An 18,969-nucleotide genomic window follows, 5' to 3' on the forward strand; every position below is an offset into this window, starting at 1 on the left:
GGGGCCGGAGCAGGACGCGGTCCGGTCATCTGGACGTTCGTGGGCGAGAGGCCCGGTGGGCGGGCTCCCTGCGGGGGCGCGGCGGGCCGCTGTCCATTGGGCGCCGTGGCGACGTGGCCATTCACGGGCTTGCCGTTGTGGGCCACGCCATTCTGCGCGGGATTGCGGCCGGGTACGTTGGTGTTTCCATTGTCAGACATGCTGTCGTTCCCCCATCAGCGACGTGGCTTGCGACCGTTGAAGTATTGAAGGTGGGCGTCGGCTAGCGCGTAGGCCTCCTGGACCACGCCCTCGAAGCCATCCATGCCGAAGGTGCTACGGCACGTGGACTCCGCGACGTCGAGCAGCATGGGGTAGCCCTGTTCCGGGCGCAGCATGCTGTCCGCGATGGCCACGCACGCGGCCATGTGGGCATGGTCGACGTGCGCGTAGAAGATGCGGGGTGGGGCGTTCTCCGAGGCGCGGAACAGGCCCTTCACGACCTTGTGCGAGTACGCGTTGATGAAGTCGCGCGCCAGGCCGTACTCCTCCAGGTCGTACTGCCATCCGGTCAGGATGTCCTTCCCCTCCTGCTCGAGTGACTCGAGGATGACGAACTCGCCGGCCCTGAGCGCGTGGCCCATGGTGAGAAAGCCCCGGTCATCCATCCGCGCGGAGACGAAGACGAAACGGGGATGGTCCTTCATCAGTCGTCCGAGCATCCCCAGCGACACCTTCAGCAGGCTCTTGTAGCCGGAGCCGGTGATGAGCTCACGGGCGAAGGGATTGCCCTGGCCCATGCGCCATGGGGCCTTCAGCTTCTCCACCAGGATGGCGCGCTCCGCGTAGGCGCGGATGCCTCGCCGCGCGAGCCGCGACAGGCTGTCTGGCCCGCTGCGTCCCGGATGCGAGCGGTTCTGGCGCATCTCGATATAGGACAGGGCTTCCTGGTATGGGTCCGGCGCGTCGACCGTCACCTCGCGGCGGAACAGCCGCTGGGAGAAGGTGCCCGCGGTCCCTCCATAGCCAATGGCCGCGATGCTCAGCTGGGTGATGTCCAGGGGCAGCGTCTCGTGCGTCACCGAGAGGCCGTTGACCGCCTCCACCTGTCCGGCGAAGAGCAGGCCCGAGTGGATGTCGGCCAGCTGCTCCATGCTCAATTGGTAGAGCCCGGCACCCTCGGGCGCTCCGGGGCGTGTCTGGAGCCGGGGGAGCAACTCCTGACGGATGATGGACCGGAGTTCATCCTCTTTCTGGATGGCGCCGCCAATCTCCTGACGGTAGCGCTCCATGATGACCTGGAGGTCCAGGCCCTCCGCCCACGTCTCCATGTTGAGCGTGCGCTCCAGGTCCTCGCGGAACGAGCCTCGGAAGTCCTCGTCGCCGGTCAATTCCTCATCATCGTCGTCGTCAACGCGCCTGTGGCCAGCCATGGTCACCCTGCGTCCTCACCGAGAAATGAAACAATGGAAAAACGAGAGCGGCCCTCTTCACGGCGCAGGATGCGCGCGTAGGTTTCCGCCATCCAATCCGGCAGCCCGAAGTGCTGCTCCAAGCGTTGCTTGTGCGTGTCCTCGGGGCCTTCCTGCATCACCTGTCGAGCGAGCTTCGAGGGCGCGAGCCATTCCAGGGCCAGCCGGTCCGCGCGCTGTTCGGCGCGGGCCACCACTCCCTTGCCGATGTCCCCTGTGGGCCCCCGGTCCATCAGGTGGATCTGCACGCCAATGGGAACGCCCTCCAGCACGGAGGTCAGCGACTCCTCTCGCGTGGGAGCGCGCTTCTGGTCCAGGACGTCCCGGATGCCGTCACCGAAGAAGTCGAGTGCCCGCCTGCGCGGCAGGAGATGGTCGAGAAAGAAGTGGCCCAGCTCATGCGCCACCGTGAAGCGCTGATTGGCCGGGCTGTCGTCCCGGTCGAAGAACACGAGTCCCTTTCCCTCCCACGCCACCATGCAACCGTGCATCCGGCGGTGGTAGCCGATCTCCACCGTGCGGCCCCGCTGGGCCAGCCACTGGCGCACCTTCTCCGAGGTCAGGTCCTTCAATCCCACGGGCCTCACGGGCAGGAGCATGGAAGCGTCCGCCGCGAGGTCACGGGGAAACACCTCTGGCGGAGGGAGGCCGCTGGCCTCCACCGCCTCCCTCAGCCAGGCCGGTTTCATGAGGCCGGCTCGTCCTTCTTGCGCCGGTCGAGTGCGGCGAGCTGGAGCGTGCCGGTGCGATGCAGGCCAGCCTCCGCATTCTTGTAGGAGGAGTCCTCGCCCATGATCTCCACCTGCCGCAGGACGTTGGCGAGCGCGTACGGCTCCAGTCCGAACCGGCTGCAGAGGAGCTTCACCTGTTCGGCGAACGCATCTCCGGACGGCTTGCGGCACAAGGACAGCTTCTTGAGCGTCTGCTCGTCGCAACCCAGCTCGTCCGCGAGCGCGTTCGGCGTGCAGTCCTCGATGGACTGGTAGGTCGCGAACACCTGGCCCAGCAGGCCGTGCTCCGTGGTGCTGCGCTTCGCCGCGTACGTCAGCCAATCAAGAGTCGACATCGGAATCCTCCATGTAGAGGCTGCGCAAAAGCCTCTTCAGCCGTTCGGTGTGGCGCCTCACCTCATGCAGCCGCTCACCAGGGGGCAGGTGGGACAACCCCAGGGCGTCCGCCATCTCTTCGGCAGGGACGCGGCCCTGGTGGAGGACGATGACGCGGATGCCGGCGATGTCGCGCTGCGGCAGGCCGGCTTCCTTGATTCGTTCCTCCAGCCGCTCCAACAGCTGCTTCGCAATCACGAAACCCTCCAGGCCATTGTTCGGAGCTGGCGGGTGGACTTCGAGAATCGTCAGCGGGTTTTTCTCCCTTTTTTCCCGCGCCGTCCTGGTCCGGTGGCTGTCATGGGCCCGGCGCCGGGCGATCTGGCTCAGGTAATTCCAGAGAGTGGACTGGCGAGCGTCGAAGCGCTCGGGTTGCCTGAGATAGGCGAAGACGGCATCCGCGGCCGAGGCGTTGGCGTCGTCAGGCGAGCACCCCAGATAGCGTCTCAGCGACCGGATCAGCGGATCCATGAACGTGTCGAAGACGTCATGGGTCGCCGTCGGGTCATGGCTCATCATCCGATCGTGAAGGTGCTCCACTTCTTGTCGTGATGGACTGGTCATTCCCCACTCCTCACCGGCATGCGTGCCCCCGCTTCAGGTTGGACTGCGGTTCGCCTGAACGTTCGCTGCAGCCCTGTTGAGTTCGACGGCGACATGTCGCTTTTCCGAGCCGACAGGTTGGCGAGGTAGAGGATCCGTGTCTGTACCTCGGAGGTGGTACTGCCTTTGGGGTCAGGGTCTTGCGTGATCCCCCGGGGATCGAAAAAGACCCTGGCCTCCGTGCAAGGAGACCAGGGTCCATTTCATCCCGCTGTGACGTGGTTCAATGCAACGCGCCAGAGGGCGTTCCGCCGGCCTTCTTCCACGCATCGATGGCGCGGCGCACCTCATTCATGAGGTCCCGGCCAATCCGTGGATACGCGTCGTCCTCCAGGTTCGCCAATGACACACGGGCCGACCAGGGAGGTCCGTCGAAGCCGCTGCCGTTGAGCAGCACCACGCCGTAGCGCCGGGCCAGCGTGAAGACGATCTCCAGCGGGTCGTGGTGGTCCTCGATGAAGCGGACGAAGTCCTCGCCAATGTGCTCGCGGCACCAGGCTTCCAAATCGAGCGTCTGGTAGTAGGCCGAGCGCAGCGGATCCTCGTGCATCGGAATGCCCATGCCTTCGAACAGGGCCTGGAGCCGGTCCTGGCAGATGCGCTGGCAGTACTTCTTGTAGACGCCGTCCTTGTCCAACACCGCGAACAGCGAGAACAACGTCATCTGGAGCTGCTGCGGCAGTGACAGGCCCGCCGAGTGGTTCAGCGCCACGGCCCGGCTGTCCGCCACCATCCGGTCGATGAACTTCAGCCGCCCCGGGTGCAGGGAGATGGCGCCATACCGCGCCTCCAGCAGCGCACGCTCCGACGGGGTCTGCTTCGCCAGCGCCTCGTCCAGGATGTTGTCCTCGTGGAGCGCCACCACGCCCAACCGCCAGCCCGTGCAGCCGAAGTGCTTGGAGTACGAGTACACCAGCAGCGTGTTGCGCGGCAGGTCCGCGGCCAACGAGCGGAAGCCATTGACGAACGTGCCGTAGACATCATCGGTGATGATCAACAGGTCCGGCCGGCGCTTGCGCACCAGCTCCACCAGCTTGTGGACGGACTCCTTCCGCATCGCCACCGCACCCGGGTTGGACGGGTTGACGACGAAGAACGCCTTGACGCGCGGGTCCTCCAGCTTGCGCAGCTCCGTGTCCGGGTACTGCCAGCTGTGGCGGCCGTCCTTCGTGGTGGCGCTCTGCAGGATGTCCACCGTGCGCAGGCTGAACTCCTCCAGGCGCGGAATCTCCAGGTAGAGCGTGAAGAGGGGCGCGCCCAGCGCGATGGTGTCTCCCTTGCGCAGCAGGCCGTTCACCCTCAGGGAGTGGAAGAGGTAGGTCATCGCGGCGGTGCCGCCCTCCACCGCGAACAGGTCGAAGCGGCCGGAGGGCGGCCGTCCCGTGAACAGCTCCTGCGCCAGGTACTCCTGCACGATGCGCTCACCGTGGGCGAGCATCCGGTCCGGCACCGGATAGTTGTCTCCAATGACGGCGTCCGTGAGCTCCCAGACGAACCGGTCCGGGTTGAAGCCCAGCGTGTGCTCCCCGTACGTCAGCGCGCCGCGCAACAGCTCCACGGCGGGCTCGTCATCGCTCGCCTCCAGGAACTCATGCAGGCGTCTGGCGATGCCCGGGGACCGGGGCATGCCTGCGAGCCCCACCTGGGGGACGTCCCACGCCCGCCGGCTCTCCGCGAGCGCGAACTGCCCCAGGAGGAAGAAGGCCTCGCGCGGCGTGGTGGCAATCCAGTTGGGATTGCCCCGGCCCGCGTTGAGCATCACCGCCTCGCGGGTCTTCATGGCCTCGTCCGCGACCTGGAGGAGCTCGTCCTTCAGCTCGAAGGGGCTGAGCTTGTGGAGCTTGCGTTCGGAAGGGGCTCCCGGGGCCTCGGGCGTCTGCTCGGTCATGGTGTCCTCCTCCATCGTCTGTCCAAGGTGAGCCACTTCCGGGGACGCGGGCCATGCGCCACGGGGTGGGGCGGGCGGAGGTGGCGGGCGGTTGGCCGGCCTCAGCGAAAAAAGACAACCCGCGAGCGCACTCGGCCGAGCAGCGACGAATGAAAGGTCGGGGCCGGACACACAAGTCCGGCAAGCACAGTGGAAGCGAGACCCGCCATGTCTTCATTGAGTTGCCGTGTCGCCACAGCGCAGCGCGAACTGGATGACGCGCTCCGCATCCGTTACCGGGTTTTTGGCGAGGAGATGCGGATGCTGGGGCCCAAGCGGCCCCGGGCCCCGCGCGAAGCGGACTGCTTCGACACGCTCCGCACCACCTCCCACGTCGTCGTCTACGCGGGCGAGGAGCCGGTGGCCACCGCCCGGCTGCTGACGCCCAACGCGGAGGTGGCGGCCTTCGCGGACACGGTCGTGGGCCTGGACATCGAGAAGAAGCTCGACCTGTCGGAGCTCGTCGCGCCGGGCCGCGTGTTCGCGGAGACCACGCGCTACTGCGTCACCCGGAGCTACCGGAACTCCGCCGTGCTGCGTCTCCAGGCCGGCCTGTACCGCGAGAGCCGCCGTCGTGGCGTCACGCACTGGATCGCCGCCGCGAACATGGAGACGGACAGCCAGGAGGAGGCGGACCTCTACTTCCTGGCCGCCGCGCGCCGGGGCTGGTTGAGCGACGGCTTCCGCGTGCGGACCCGGGAGTTTCCCTCGCCACCCGTGGAGCCCCTGGCCGCCCGGCTCACCGCGGAGGAGCGCGCCCAGGCCCGTGAGGGTGGACTCGACGCCCTGCGCATGCCGCCCGTGGTGTCGCTGTTCGCGGACAAGATGGGCGCGCGCTTCATCGCGCCGCCGCACTTCGATCCCGCCTTCAACCGCTTCACCGTGCCGCTCGTCGCCGCGCTGGATGCCATTCCGCAGCGGACGCTGAACCTCTTCGACTCGCTGGACGCCGACGCCGCCTGACCCCAGGCCGGCGCGCTCCTTTCTTCCCCCTTCACCCTCAACGCAACACCCACCGGGCCTTCACGGGCCCCTGTCAGGAGACGTGTATGTGCAAGCAGCCCAGGCATGAGCAGACGGCGAAGACGGACTGGCTGGATTCCCTGCGGCACGAGGCGCGGATGCTCGTGCGGGAGCTGGACACGACGCCGGGCGTCCGGCGCCTCTTCGAGGGGCGCATCCGCCAGGACGACTACGTCCACTACCTCATCCAGACGTACCAGTACGTGCGGTGGAGCGAGGGGTTCTTCACCGAGTCCGGCGAGCGCACGAAGCGCGAGGGGAAGAACGCCGCGCTCGCGGACCTGCTGTTCCAGAAGGCGCGCGAGGAGAAGGGCCATGAGCAGTGGTTGCTCAAGGACCTGAAGGCCCTGGGCTGGACCGAGGAGCGTGTGGAGCGCGCGCCCATCTGCCCCGCCGTGCGCGCCTACGTGGAGTGGAACCGCTTCACCACGCAGTCGGGCGTGCCCACCGCGTTCCTGGGCACGGCCTACGTGCTGGAGTACCTGTCCGTGAACCGGGCCCCCGGCTCCGTGGACCAGCTCATCGCGGAGAGCGGCATCCCCAACATCCACAAGGCCGTCCTCTTCCTGCGCGGCCACGGCGCCGCGGACGGTGACCACGTGGCGGACCTGGAGTCGGAGCTGCGCACGCTCACGTCCCCGGAGGAGCAGGCCGCGCTGCTCCTCTCCGCACGCACCACGCGCACCCTGTTCCCGAAGTTCTTCCGGGAGCCCTGAGCGCGCGCCCGGACCTCCTCACCCCGGCTTCTGCCCCCAGGCGGCCTGGTAGAGGAGGTCCATGCGGCTCTCGATGCCCAGCTTGGGGAAGATGTTGCGCAGGTGCGTCTTCACCGTGTTGAGCGTCAGGCCCAGGTCCTCGGCGATGAGCTCGTTCGTCCAGTTGCTGAGGACCCCCTGGACCACTTCCACTTCACGCCTGGAGAGCTTCTGGCGCCAGGGCTCTGGCATGGGGATGGCCCGCGAGCACTCCTGCAACACCAGCACCCATGGCTGGTGACCGCGCTGCTCCGGCAGCTCCACGAACGTCACCTTCAGGTCGTGCTTCGCCCCGGAGCGTGTCCACGTGTCCATGCCCGGGGCCCGCTTCGTTCCCAGGGCCTGGAGACGCGTCAGGTGCTCGCGCAGCTCCTGGGGCAGCCGCGAGTCATCCGCCTTCAGCTCCTCCGGGTACCAACGCCGCAAGAGCTCCGTCGCCCCTGGGGTCCTCAGCTTCTCGTGCTCGGGTGGATCCATCACGACGCACTCGGCGCCCTGGTGGCGGAAGAGGGCGTCCAGCAGGTCTCCCCGCGTCGCTTCGTGCCCGAACATCCGGCAGTTGCGCACCGTGTTCGCCAGGTAGGGCGTCAGGTCCTCCAGCAGGGCCTGCTCCCGTTCGGAGAAGGGCAGGGCGTGCTCCCGGTACAGCGTGAAGCCGCCGTGCCAGCCCTCGCTCAAGTCCAGGAGCACCGCCAGCACGTGCTCCAGGGGCAGTCCCATCTCCCGGCAGCGCAGGTACAGGAGATTGCGCTTCAATTCCTTGCGCGACACCAGGTCCGTGGCCAGCTCCGGGTAGTGCGTGAAGAGGATGCCTGGGGCCCCCAGCCCCATCCACTCGTAGTCCCCGGGCCGCTCCGGCCTGGACACACACAGCGCCGCGTAGTCGCAGGGCAGGAGTCGCGGGAGGATTCCCTGGGCTCGGGCCAGGACCTCGGTCAAATCCAGTGAACTGGAGAGTGCCCGGGTCAGCTCGAGCACGAGCCCCTGTTCGTGCGCGGTAAGGTTCATCCCACGGGCCTCCTTCCAACCGGTCCATGCAAGGACTTAGCGGTCGGAAGGCCCGGGGGTCTGTCCCCCACAATGGGTATGGACGGGCCCCGCTCACACGAGGCCCGTCCACGTCTGCCATTTGCGGTGTCTGTCGAAGCGGGGCGGACGCTAGTTGCCCGCGCTGCCTTCCACCGGCGGGGTGCCCGTGGTGGGGCTGACGGAGCTGCCCATCTGCTTGTTCTGGTCCCAGGCCGGCGGCGTCACTTCCATCTTCGCCCCCTTGTTGCCCGGGGTGCCGGCGTTCGGGGTGCCCGGCTTCGCGGAGGACGAGTGATCGCTGGTGCTGTTGCTCCCCTGCTCGGTGGAGCCGGAGCCGCCCACGCCTTCATCGACGCGGTCCGGGTCCACGACGCTGTCGTCATCCGGGGCCAGGACGCTCGAGGACCCCGAGCCGCCCGTGGCCTTGTCCCAGCGCTCCGCGCTGTCCTGGGGCGCGTCCGTGGACGGCTCCTGCATGGGCGGCGTTTCGTGGTCGGTGTGGCTCTGCGCGAACGCCTGGCCGGAGAAGGCGAGTGCTGCCAGTGCTGCCATCAGGGGGAGCTTCATGGGTGGCGCTCCTTCGAAGAACGTGTGTGCTTCGAAGGTGGCGACCGTCGGGTGGGAAACAAGCGCTTGACGCACACCCGGCCCCCAGCCGCGTCCCCGCCTGCTGAGCGGGCAGCCGGTCGTCAGCCCGCCAGTGCTCGCGGCGGCACCGTGCCCACGGCCCAGGCGGTGAGCTTGCGCAGGAGCTCCGCGCGGTCCTCCGGCACGGAGAAGAGGTGGTCCGCGCGCGGATAGAAGGCGTAGGTGACGCGGCCCTCCAGCTTCAGCGGCGAGAGCATCTCGTAGAACTGGCCCTCGTGGTTGAAGGACAGCCCCATGCCTCCGGAGAACACGAAGCACAGGCTGACGCCGCGCTCCAGCAGGTGCTTGTAGTCCTGCGTCAGCTGCGAGCGCTCCGGGTACTCGCGCGTGTAGACCTCGTCGGCCTCGCCGGCCTCGCGCAGTTGGGCGGGCAGCTTGCGCTTGCGCAGGAAGCGCGTCCACCGGCGGGGGCTCAGGTAGCGCAGGTGGAAGCGCAGGTGGTAGCCCAGCGTGCGGTAGGTGTAGCCGTCGATGAAGGCCGCGCCCACCACTCGCGGATCCGCCACCGTCACCGCGTGCGCGCTGTCCACGCCGGAGCACAGGCCCATGAGCACGAAGCGCTTCTGGCCCTTCTTCTGCTCCAGGTAGTCGAGCGCCGCGCGTGTCTCCTCGCGGGCGCGCTGGAACTCGTCGGCGCCGCCCTCGCGGCGGGGGCGGCTGTCTCCCAGGCCGGACAAATCAAAGCGCAGCGTGGTGAACCCGCGGCCCGCCAACTGGCGCGCCAGCTCCACCCACACCCGGTACGGGCCCACGTGGTGGTTGAGGCCCACGTTGGACAGCACCACCACGGGCGCTTCCGGCAGGACCTTCGCCGGATCCGGTTCCGTGAGGATGCCCACGAGGCTCTGCTCGGGGCCGAAGGTACAGATGCGCTCGCGCATCACGCGGCCTCCTTCAGGAGCGTGGTGATGGTCTGCAGGATGCGGTTGGACAGGAGCGAGGACTCCTGACCGCCCGCGCCCTCCTCGGGCACCAGGTGGTGCTGGAAGGGCAGGCCCGTCTTCTCCAGGTGCTCCTGGAGCCGTTGGTACTCGGGCTTCTGCGCGCTGACCACCAGGTGCGTGCGCGTCGAGGGCCACGCGGGCAGCGCGGCCAGGTCCAGCGCGAGGATGTCGTCGTGCAGGGCGCGGGGGAACGGGAAGCCGAGCAGCTCCTCGCGCACCTCCAGCGGGCTTTCGGGCCGGGGGAAGAGGGTGCGGGTGTCCCGGCGCGCCTGGAGCAGCTCCAGCTCCTGGAGCCAGGCCTCGCCCTCCACCAGGGGCTCCCAGAGCACGAGCGCGGCGGTGGACAGTCCTTCCATCGCGGCGCGTACCGCGAGCGCCGCGCCCAGCCGCAGGCCCACGAGCGCCACGCGCTGCACGCCCGTCACGTCCTGCAGTTCGTTGACGGCGTTGCGGATGTCCTGGACCCACGTGGCCACGCGGCCCTCGTGGGACTCGCCGGCCGAGTCCCCCGTGCCGTAGTAGTCGAAGCGGAAGACGTGGAAGCCCTCGCGCGCGAGCATCCCGGCCAGCTTCCGGAAGGCCCAGTGCGTCAACATGTACTCCTGCGCGGCGGGATAGCAGAGCACCACCCCGGTGGAGCGCTCGGCGCCCTGCGCGGGGTGGTGGATGCCAAAGAGCTGTCGCTCGGAGGTGCCGAAGAAACAGGGCGTCACGGTCTGACCATTCTCCTCAAGGGCCGCTCAGTCCGAGCGCCCCGGCAGTTTCCCCTTCAGCTTATTGAACAAGCGTTGCGCCAGGGGAACAGAAGTCTCCGGGGCGGCAGTCTTTGTCGGCGTGACGGGCTGCGTCCTGGCAGCGGGCGACGGAGCCGCCGCCGCGGGCGCGAGCTGCGAGGCCACCTGCTCCAGCGTGTTGAGCAGGAGCGTGCGCGGGTGCAGCTCCTGGTTCAGCTCCTTCCGGACGCGCATCACCACCTGGAAGGACAGGAGTGAGTGCCCGCCGATGTTGAAGAAGTTGTCGTGCACGCCCACCTGCGCGATGCCGAGCACCTCCCGCCAGATGCGCGCCAGGTGCTGCTCCGTCGGAGTGCGCGGCGCGACGAAGGCATCCTCGACGGGACGCGTGGTGCCCGCCGGAGGCGGCAGGGCCTTGCGGTCCACCTTGCCGTTCGGCGTGAGCGGCAGCGACTCCAGCTCCACGAAGTGCTGCGGCACCATGTACTGCGGCAGCTGCGAGCGCAGGTGCTTGCGAAGCTCCGTGTCCGTGTAGGCCTGTCCCGGCTTCGTCACCAGGTACGCGACAAGGCGGCGGTCACCAGGACGGTCCTCGCGAACGAGGGCGACGGCCTGGGCCAGGGACGGGTGCGAGGCAAGGGCCGCCTCGACTTCGCCCAGCTCGATGCGGAAGCCACGCAGCTTCACCTGCGAGTCATTGCGGCCCAGGTACTCGACGGTGCCGTCGGCCAGCCAGCGGGCGAGGTCGCCCGTGCGGTACATGCGCTCGCCGGTGCGGAAGGGGTTGGGCAGGAAGCGCTCCTGCGTCAGCTCTGGCCGGTGGAGGTAGCCCAGCGTGACGCCATCGCCGCCGATGTACAGCTCACCCGCGACGCCCACCGGCACGGGGGCCAGGTGCGCGTCGAGGAGGTAGAGCTGGGTGTTGGCGATGGGCCGGCCGATGCGGATGGAGGAGAGGGGAGGCTGCACGCGCCAGGTGGTGGACCAGACGGTGGTCTCCGTGGGGCCGTACATGTTCCACAGGCTGCCGACGCGGGCGAGCAGCGCTTCGGCCAGCTCACGGGGAAGGGCCTCGCCACCGACGAGGGCCTTGAAGCCGGGGCGGGGCTGCCAGCCGGCCTCCAGCAGGAGGCGCCAGGTGGAGGGCGTGGCCTGCATGACGGTGACGGCGTTGGACTCGATGGCCGCCTTGAGGCGCGCGCCGTCGGAGGCGGTGTCGCGCGAGGCGAGCACCACCTGCGCACCGGTGGTGAGCGGCAGCAGCAGTTCCAGCACGGCGATGTCGAAGGAGAGCGTGGTGACGGCCAGCAGCACGTCCTGGGGCGAGAGGCCCGGAGCCTCCCGCATGGTGCTCAGGAAGTTCACCACCGCCCGGTGAGGAACGCGCACGCCCTTGGGCTTGCCCGTCGAACCCGACGTGTAGATGACGTATGCCACGGCTTCGGGCGTGACACCGGCAACCTCGGGGGCCGTGTCCGCCTGCGACGCGGTGTCCTCGACGAAGAGGGACTTCGCCGTGGTGGAGGGCAGGGTGCTCTGGAGCGCGCGCTGGGTGAGCACGAGTGAGAGCTTCGCGTCCTCGACCATGAAGGCCAGACGCTCGGGCGGGAAGCCGGGGTCGAGCGGGACGTAGCCAGCACCCGCTTCGAGGATGCCCAGCAGGCCCACCACCATGTCCGGACCGCGCTCGGAGAAGAGGCCGACGAGGCTTCCGGCCGCGACGCCCTCCTGCTTGAGCGCGTTCGCCACCTGATGGGCGCGCTGGATCAGCTGCTGGTACGTGAGCGTCACGGCGCCGGAGCGCAGGGCCACCGCGTCGGGCGTGGCCCGGGCCTGGGCGGCCACGAGCGTGTGGACGAAGGCGGTCCGGTCGAACGGCTTCTCGGTGGCGTTCCAGTCCGCCAGCACGCGCTGCTTCTCCGCCTCGGGCAGCAGCGGCATGCGCGACACCGGCACCTCCGCGTCGGATACCGCGGCGCGCAGCAGCGTGCGGATCTGCTCGAGCATGCGGACGACGGTGTCCCGCTCGAACAGGTCGGTGTTGTAGTCCATGCCGCCGACGATGCCGTTCGCCGTCTCCTTCACCCAGAAGCTCAGGTCCAGCGGCGTCGCGTGCGCGTGCACGTGCACCTGGCCGTAGGTGAGGTCACCCAGGCTGGCGCCGCGGTTGCGCACGTCCTGGAAGGTGAAGAACGTCTGGAACAGCGGCGTGCGGCTCAGGTCGCGCTGCACGCCCAGCTGCTGCATGAGCAGCTCGATGGGCATGTCCTGGTGGCCGAAGGCCTCCATGCACGTGGTGCGCACGCGCTCCAGCAGCTGCCGGAACGTCTGCTCCGGCGCCAGCTGCGTGCGCAGGACGAGCGTGTTGACGAAGAAGCCCAGCAGGTCCTCGACCTCCGGATGCGAGCGGCCCCGGATGGGCGTTCCCACGACCAGGTCTTCCTGGCCGCTGTAGCGGTGCAGCAGCGTCTTGAACGCCGTGAGCAGCACCATGTACAGCGTCGCGTTGGACTCGCGGCCCAGCTTCGTGAGGGCGGCCACCTCCGCGCCGGTGAGCACGAAGGGCTCGGTGCCGCCCTTGAGGCTCATCTGCGCGGGGCGCGGCTTGTCCGTGGGCAGCTCCAGCGCGGGCAGGTTCCCGGAGAGCTTCCCCTTCCAGTAGCGGGCCTGCCGCTCCAGCTCCTCGCCCTGGAGCCAGTTGCGGTGCCACTCGGTGAAGTCCGCGTACTGGATGGGCAGGGTGGGGAGCTTGGGCTCCTGGCCCTTCGTGAGCGCGGAGTAGATGACGTCCAGCTCGCGCAGGAACACGTCGAACGACCACCCATCCCAGATGAGGTGATGGGGCATGAAGAAGAGGACGTGCTCGTTGGCGCCCAGCCGGAACAGCGTCAGCCGGAACAGCGGCGCGGCGGTGATGGGGATGGACTCGTCCGCCAGCGCCTGGAGGCGGCGCAGCAGGTCCTCCTCACGTGTGTGCGCGGGGACGGGCTCCAGGTCCACCGGCTCCAGCTCCACCGTCAGGGACGGGGCCACGTGCTGCACCGGCGTGCCCTCGTCCCACCGCACGAAGGTGCGCAGGGACGACTGGCGCTCCAGCAGCTTGTTGAAGCTGAAGCGCAGCGCGCCCACGTCCAGCGCGCCGTGGAGGCGGAACGCGGAGGGCAGGTTGTAGACGGCCGTGCCCGGGTTGAGCTGCTCCAGGAACCACAGCCGCTGCTGCATGAGGGACAGCGGGGCGGGCGCGGTGCCCGCACGGGGCGAGATGCGCTGCGCGGGGCTCGTGGCGCCGTCGTCTCCGCGCACCAGCCGGGCCAGCTTCTCCACGGTGGGCGCTTCGAACATGCGGCGCAGCGTGAGGCTGACGTCCAGGTCGCGGCTCGCGCGCGTGAGGGCCTGCGACGCCAGCAGCGAGTGGCCGCCCATGCGGAAGAAGTCCGCGGTGACGCTCACCCGGCGCAGCCCCAGCACGTCCGCGAAGATGGTCGCGAGCTTCTGCTCCGTCTCGTCGCGAGGCGCGACGAAGGCGTCCTCTTGCGACTCCACCTGCGGCGACGGCAGGGCCTTGCGGTCCACCTTGCCGTTCGGCGTGAGCGGCAGCGCGGGCAGGGCCACGAAGTGCTGCGGCACCATGTACTCCGGCAGCCCCTGCTTGAGGTGCGCGCGCAGGGCTTCGTCCGCCGGAATCGTCTGGCCGGGCCGTGCGATGAGATACGCGACGAGGCGACGGTCACCGGGGCGATCCTCGCGAACGAGGGCGACGGCCTGGGCCAGCGACGGGTGCGAGGCAAGGGCCGCTTCGACTTCGCCCAGCTCGATGCGGAAGCCGCGCAGCTTCACTTGCGAGTCATTGCGGCCCAGGTACTCGACGGTGCCGTCGGCCAGCCAGCGGGCGAGGTCGCCCGTGCGGTACATGCGCTCGCCGGTGCGGAAGGGGTTGGGCAGGAAGCGCTCCTGCGTCAGCTCCGGGCGGTGGAGGTAGCCCAGCGTCACGCCGTCGCCGCCGATGTACAGCTCGCCCGCGACACCCACCGGCACGGGGGCCAGGTGCGCGTCGAGGAGGTAGAGCTGGGTGTTGGCGATGGGGCGGCCGATGCGGATGGAGGAGAGCGGAGGCTGCACGCGCCAGGTGGTGGACCAGACGGTGGTCTCCGTGGGGCCGTACATGTTCCAGAGGCTGGCGACGCGGGCGAGGAGTGTTTCGGCCAGCTCGCGAGGAAGGGCCTCGCCACCGACGAGGGCCTTGAAGCCGGGGCGCGGCTGCCAGCCAGCCTCCAGCAGAAGGCGCCAGGTGGAGGGCGTGGCCTGCATGACGGTGACGGCGTTGGACTCCAGCGCGGCCTTGAGGAGCGCACCGTCGGAGGCGGTGTCACGCGAGGCGAGCACCACCTGGGCGCCGGTGGTGAGCGGCAGCAGCAGCTCCAGCACGGCGATGTCGAAGGAGAGCGTGGTGACGGCCAGCAGCACGTCCTGGGGCGAGAGGCCCGGGGCTTCCTGCATGGTGCTCAGGAAGTTCACCACCGCGCGGTGCGGGACACGCACGCCCTTCGGCTTGCCCGTCGAACCCGACGTGTAGATGACGTACGCCACGGCTTCGGGCGTGACGTCCTGCGCCGGGAGCGCGGACTCGGGCTGCGAGGCCGTGTCCTCGATGAGCAGGGGCTTCACGCTCGTGGACGGCAGGGACGCCGCCAGGGCCTGCTGCGTGAGGATGGTGGAGAGCTTCGCGTCCTCGACCATGAAGGCCAGACGCTCGGGCGGGAAGCCGGGGTCGAGCGGGACGTAGCCAGCACCCGCTTCGAGGATGCCCAGCAGGCCCACCACCATGTCCGCGCCGCGATTCGTGAAGAGGCCGACGAGGCTTCCGGCCGCGACGCCCTCCTGCTTCAGCGCGTTCGCCACCTGATGGGCGCGCTGGATCAACTGCTGGTACGTGAGCGTCACGTCCCCCGCGCGCAGGGCCACTGCGTCGGGCGTGGTCTGGGCCTGCGCGGCCACCAGAGTGTGGACGAAGGCGCTGCGGTCAAACGGCTTCTCGGTGGCGTTCCAGTCCACCAGTACGCACTGCTTCTCAGCGGCGGGCAGCAGCGGCAGGCGCGAAACGGGCGCTTCCGCGTCGGCGACCACGCCCCGCAGCAATTCTTCGTAACATGACATCCAGCGGCGAACCGTGGAGCCATCGAAGAGGTCGGTGTTGTACTGGCACTCCAGCACCACGCGGCCATGGGCCTCGGCCGCGTTGATGAAGAGGTCGAAGTTCTCGTAGTGGCGCGGGTTGCTCGCCAGGGTGCAGGTGAGGCCCTGGAACGCCAGCTGCTCGCCCGTGACGGCCTGGTCCACGTTGAACAGCACGTTGACCAGCGGCAGCCTGCTGGGGTCGCGCGGCAGCGCCAGCTGCTTGAGCAGCGTGCCGAACGTGTACTCCTGGTGCTCGTAGGCATCGAGCATCGTGGTGCGCAGTTGCTTGAGCACCTGCGTGAAGGGCGCCTCCGCGGCGACGTTGCTGCGCAGGGGCAGCGAGTTCACGCAGTGGCCCACCAGGTCCTTCAGGCCGGCCACGGACTGGCCCGCGGCGGGGATGGCCACCACCACGTCCTCCAGCCCCGTCAGCCGGTGCAACAGCGCCTTGAAGCCCGCGAGCAGCGTGGTGAAGAAGCTGCCACCGTGGCGCGCACCCACGCGCTTGAGCTGCTCCACGAGCGCGGGCTCCAGGGCGTAGTCCTCACGCCGGGAGCTGTACGTCTTGGACGGCGGACGGCGCCGGTCCAACGGCAGCTCCAGCACCGGCAGCGAGCCGGAGAACTGCTTCAGCCAGTAGCGCTCGTGCTCGGCGTACTCCGGCGTCGTGGCCAGCTGGGCCTGCGCGCGGGCGTAGTCGCTGAACGTGGGCGCGGGCGACAGCGTGTGCGGGGTGCGCCGCGCGTGCGCTGAATAGAACGTCGCCAGGTCGCGCAGCATCACCGCCATGGACCAGCCGTCGCACACGATGTGGTGCGCGGTCAGCGTCAGCAGGTGCTCTTCCGCGGACAGCCGGGCCAGGCGCGGACGCAGGAGCGGTCCCGACTCCAGGGGCAGCGGCGTCTCCACCTCCTGGGCCACGAGCTCGCGGACGCGGGCGTCGCGCTCGGAGGGCGGCAGCGCGTCCAGCGCGAGCACTTCCAGCGGGAAGGGCGTGGTGGCGGCCACGCACAGCGTGAGGCCATCCGCGCTGAACGTGGTGCGCAGCGCTTCGTGCCGCTCGCTCAGGTCCTGGAGCGCGGCGCGCAGGGACTCGACGTTCAGCGGGCCGTGCAGCCGCACGGACATGGACTCGTTGAAGGCGCACGACGCGTCCGGGCCCATCTGCACGCCGGTCCACACCTCGCGCTGGGGCTCGGTGGACGGCGCGGTGAGCAGCAGCGCGGGCCCGGCGAACGGGTCGAAATCCTCGGGCAGGTCCTGAATCGGGGTCGCGGGGGTCTTCATCGGGTCTCGCTCAGCTTGACGAACTTGCCGGGCACCGTGGGGTGCGGGACGAACCAGGCGGGGTTGCCCTGTGGATCACGCCCCAGGCGGGCGCCGGGGACGGGGGGCTGGTTGGAATCGAAGGCGGCGGGGGCCTGCGTCTGGGCGCGGGCCGTGCCGGGCAGGAAGCCCGCGTCCTGCAGCTCCGTGACGCTGTCCTGGAACGCGGTGATGAGGCGCTGCACGTCCGCGTCCGAGTGCGCGGTGGTGAAGAAGCACGGGAAGCCATCCCAGATGTGGATGCCCTTGTCGCGCAGCAGGCAGAACAGCAGGTCCGCGTTCGCGGCGTCCGCCGTGACGAACGTCTTCCACAGCGACCCGAAGTGCTTGATGCGCAGCGGGGCGCCCACCTCGTCGAAGAACGCGTTGAGCGTGGTGGCGAGCGTGTCCGCCTTGGCGCTCACGCTGCGCTGGAGCTCCGGGCCCGCGGCCTTCATGTGCTCCAGCGCGGCCTTCGCGGCGGCGAGCGCCAGCGGGTGACGCACGAACGTGCCCGCGAAGTACGTCACGCCCACCGTGGGCACGGAGTCGTCGCCGAACTGCCAGTGGCCGCCGTCCAGCGCATCCATGAACGGGCGCTTGCCCGCGATGACGCCAATGGGCATGCCGCCGCCCACGACCTTGCCGTAGGTGGCCACGTCCGCCTGAACGCCGAAGATTGCCTGCGCTCCGCCCGGGTGCATGCGGAAGCCGGTGATGACCTCGTCGAAGATGTAGACGGAGCCGGACTTCTGGGTGAGGTCGCGCAGCTGGTGCAGGAACTCGCGCGGCTGGAAGTCCGGGCGGCGGCTCTGCACGGGCTCCACCATGATGGCGGCCAGCGAGTCCGCGCGGGCGCGCAGGATTTCGAGCGACTCCGGCGTGCCGTAGTCCAGCACCAGCACGTCCTGCACCGCGCCCGCCATGATGCCCGGGGCGGCCGGCACGGTGCGCAGGCTCTTGGTGCCGCGCACCAGCACCTCGTCGAAGATGCCGTGGTAGCTGCCGCTGAAGATGGCGATGGTGCTGCGGCCGGTGACGGTGCGGGCGATGCGCATCGCGCCCATCACCGCCTCGGAGCCGGTGTTACAGAGCGCCGCGCGGTCCGCGCCGGTAAATTCACAGACGAGCTTCGCGACCTCGCCGGCCAGGGGGTGCATGGGCCCCAGCTCGTAGCCGTCGTCCACCTGCTTGCGCACGGCCTGGGTGATGAAGTCCGGCGCGTGGCCGAACATCACGGACCCGAAGCCGTTGAGCGCGTCCAGGTACTCGTTGCCGTCCATGTCCCAGAGCTTGGAGCCCTTGGAGCGATTCACGGCCAGCGGGTAGATGAGCTCCTTGAGCAGCGGGCGGAAGCCCGTCACCACGCGCGGATCCGAAAGCTGGTTCCGGTTGTCCTGGGCGTAGCGCTTGGAGCCCTGCGTCTTCGTGTTGTAGCGGCGGGTGAAGTCCTCCAGGTACGTCTGCTGGCGGGGCGTGAGCGCGTCCTTCGGCGCCAGGCTGATGCGCGCGATGGCGCCGAAGGCCTTCTTCACGTCGTACTTCACCGGGCCCTTGAGGTCGGCCTCATCCGGCGCGGCGGCGGGCGCGGGCTGGGCGGCCTGCTGCTGCGCGGCCGGGGCCTGCGAGGCCACGTGCTCGGCTGGCGCCTGCGCGGGCTGCGGCTGCGCCGTAGGCGCCGGAGCGAAGGACTGCGAGGCCACGGCCTGCGCGGGCTGCCCGGACAGGAGCGCGAGCTGCTGGGTCATCAGCCAGAGCTGCTGCGCGACGACTGCCTGGAGGCTCCCGGCGGGCGCGGCCATCGCCTGGGCCTGGAACGCGGCACCGGCGGAGGCGAACTGCGCGGGCACGGCCTGCGCGGGGAAGGCGCCAGCGGCCTGGGCCGGGAACGCGGCGCCGGCGGGCGTGCCCTGCGCGGGGAACGCGGCGCCCGCGGACGGGGCGACCTGCGGCTGTCCGAGGATGTTCGCGGTGAGCTGCGCGGCCGGCGCGGCGGCCACCGGGGCGGGCGCGGCCTCAGGCGGCATGCGGCCGTCGAGGAACGCGGCGAGCAGTCCCAGCGACGGGACCTCTTCCAGGAGCTGCCGGAACGTCACCTTCACGCCGAACTGCTTCTGCACTGCGAGCGCCGCCTGCGTGAGCACCAGCGAATCGAGTCCCAGCTCCAGGAAGCTCGCGCCCGGATCCGCGTCGGCCAGCTCCAGGCCGCTCAGCTCCTCGAACAGGTTGCGCAGGGTGGGGACGAGACGCTCGGCACGGGGAACAGGGG

General features: G+C 69.5%; 13 protein-coding genes and 1 pseudogene. 2 read left to right on the top strand and 12 right to left on the bottom strand.

What is annotated here, in order from left to right:
• The 6 genes and pseudogenes from D7Y21_RS43065 to aspD form a co-directional block, all read right to left on the bottom strand.
• A pseudogene (locus D7Y21_RS43065) lies at positions 1–200 on the bottom strand (hypothetical protein); the annotation flags it as partial.
• Positions 201–215: 15 nt separating this feature from the next.
• Positions 216–1,412: a hypothetical protein gene (locus tag D7Y21_RS31845; RefSeq protein ID WP_120564285.1), complete on the bottom strand. Its 1,197-nt coding sequence runs from the start codon at positions 1,410–1,412 to the stop codon at positions 216–218.
• 2 nt (positions 1,413–1,414) lie between these two features.
• Positions 1,415–2,140, bottom strand: coding sequence for an ImmA/IrrE family metallo-endopeptidase (locus D7Y21_RS31850; RefSeq protein WP_121717617.1), 726 nt, complete (start codon positions 2,138–2,140; stop codon positions 1,415–1,417).
• Complete coding sequence (locus tag D7Y21_RS31855) at positions 2,137–2,517, bottom strand: hypothetical protein (protein ID WP_121717618.1); 381 nt, start codon at positions 2,515–2,517, stop codon at positions 2,137–2,139. Before D7Y21_RS31855 ends, D7Y21_RS31850 begins: the two co-directional genes overlap by 4 nt.
• Complete coding sequence (locus D7Y21_RS31860) at positions 2,504–3,121, bottom strand: RNA polymerase sigma factor (protein ID WP_120564288.1); 618 nt, start codon at positions 3,119–3,121, stop codon at positions 2,504–2,506. The genes D7Y21_RS31855 and D7Y21_RS31860 overlap by 14 nt, the downstream gene beginning before the upstream one ends.
• A 262-nt stretch (positions 3,122–3,383) precedes the next feature.
• Complete coding sequence (aspD, locus tag D7Y21_RS31865; protein ID WP_121717635.1) at positions 3,384–5,048, bottom strand: aspartate 4-decarboxylase; 1,665 nt, start codon at positions 5,046–5,048, stop codon at positions 3,384–3,386.
• A gap of 207 nt (positions 5,049–5,255) precedes the next feature.
• Here aspD and D7Y21_RS31870 point away from each other — a divergent pair, with 207 nt between their 5' ends.
• The gene (locus tag D7Y21_RS31870) at positions 5,256–6,050 is read left to right on the top strand and encodes a GNAT family N-acetyltransferase (RefSeq protein ID WP_121717620.1); all 795 of its coding nucleotides are present in this window, start codon (positions 5,256–5,258) and stop codon (positions 6,048–6,050) included.
• Between the two features lie 86 nt (positions 6,051–6,136).
• A complete protein-coding gene (locus tag D7Y21_RS31875) occupies positions 6,137–6,826 on the top strand; it encodes an iron-containing redox enzyme family protein (RefSeq protein ID WP_121717622.1) in 690 nt (229 codons plus the stop codon).
• 18 nt (positions 6,827–6,844) lie between these two features.
• On the opposite strand, the gene D7Y21_RS31880 is transcribed toward D7Y21_RS31875, so the two are convergent.
• The 6 genes from D7Y21_RS31880 to D7Y21_RS31905 all read right to left on the bottom strand — a co-directional run.
• Positions 6,845–7,873, bottom strand: a complete 1,029-nt coding sequence (locus tag D7Y21_RS31880; RefSeq protein WP_121717624.1) for a LuxR C-terminal-related transcriptional regulator — start codon at positions 7,871–7,873, stop codon at positions 6,845–6,847.
• Positions 7,874–8,023: 150 nt separating this feature from the next.
• The gene (locus D7Y21_RS31885; protein ID WP_121717626.1) at positions 8,024–8,461 is read right to left on the bottom strand and encodes a hypothetical protein; all 438 of its coding nucleotides are present in this window, start codon (positions 8,459–8,461) and stop codon (positions 8,024–8,026) included.
• Between the two features lie 122 nt (positions 8,462–8,583).
• Complete coding sequence (locus tag D7Y21_RS31890; protein WP_120564295.1) at positions 8,584–9,423, bottom strand: alpha/beta fold hydrolase; 840 nt, start codon at positions 9,421–9,423, stop codon at positions 8,584–8,586.
• Entirely contained in the window at positions 9,423–10,199 is a 777-nt protein-coding gene (locus tag D7Y21_RS31895) for an alpha/beta fold hydrolase (protein ID WP_121717628.1), read from the bottom strand. Before D7Y21_RS31895 ends, D7Y21_RS31890 begins: the two co-directional genes overlap by 1 nt.
• A 27-nt stretch (positions 10,200–10,226) precedes the next feature.
• On the bottom strand, positions 10,227–16,682 hold the full coding sequence (locus tag D7Y21_RS31900) for a non-ribosomal peptide synthetase (protein ID WP_121717631.1): 6,456 nt from the start codon (positions 16,680–16,682) through the stop codon (positions 10,227–10,229).
• On the bottom strand, positions 16,679–18,969 hold a 2,291-nt coding region (locus tag D7Y21_RS31905), incomplete at its 5' end, for an aminotransferase class III-fold pyridoxal phosphate-dependent enzyme (RefSeq protein WP_121717633.1). The genes D7Y21_RS31900 and D7Y21_RS31905, both read right to left, overlap by 4 nt.

Origin of the sequence: Corallococcus sp. AB045, from assembly GCF_003668895.1 — a bacterium.
GTDB classification, from domain to species: domain Bacteria; phylum Myxococcota; class Myxococcia; order Myxococcales; family Myxococcaceae; genus Corallococcus; species Corallococcus coralloides.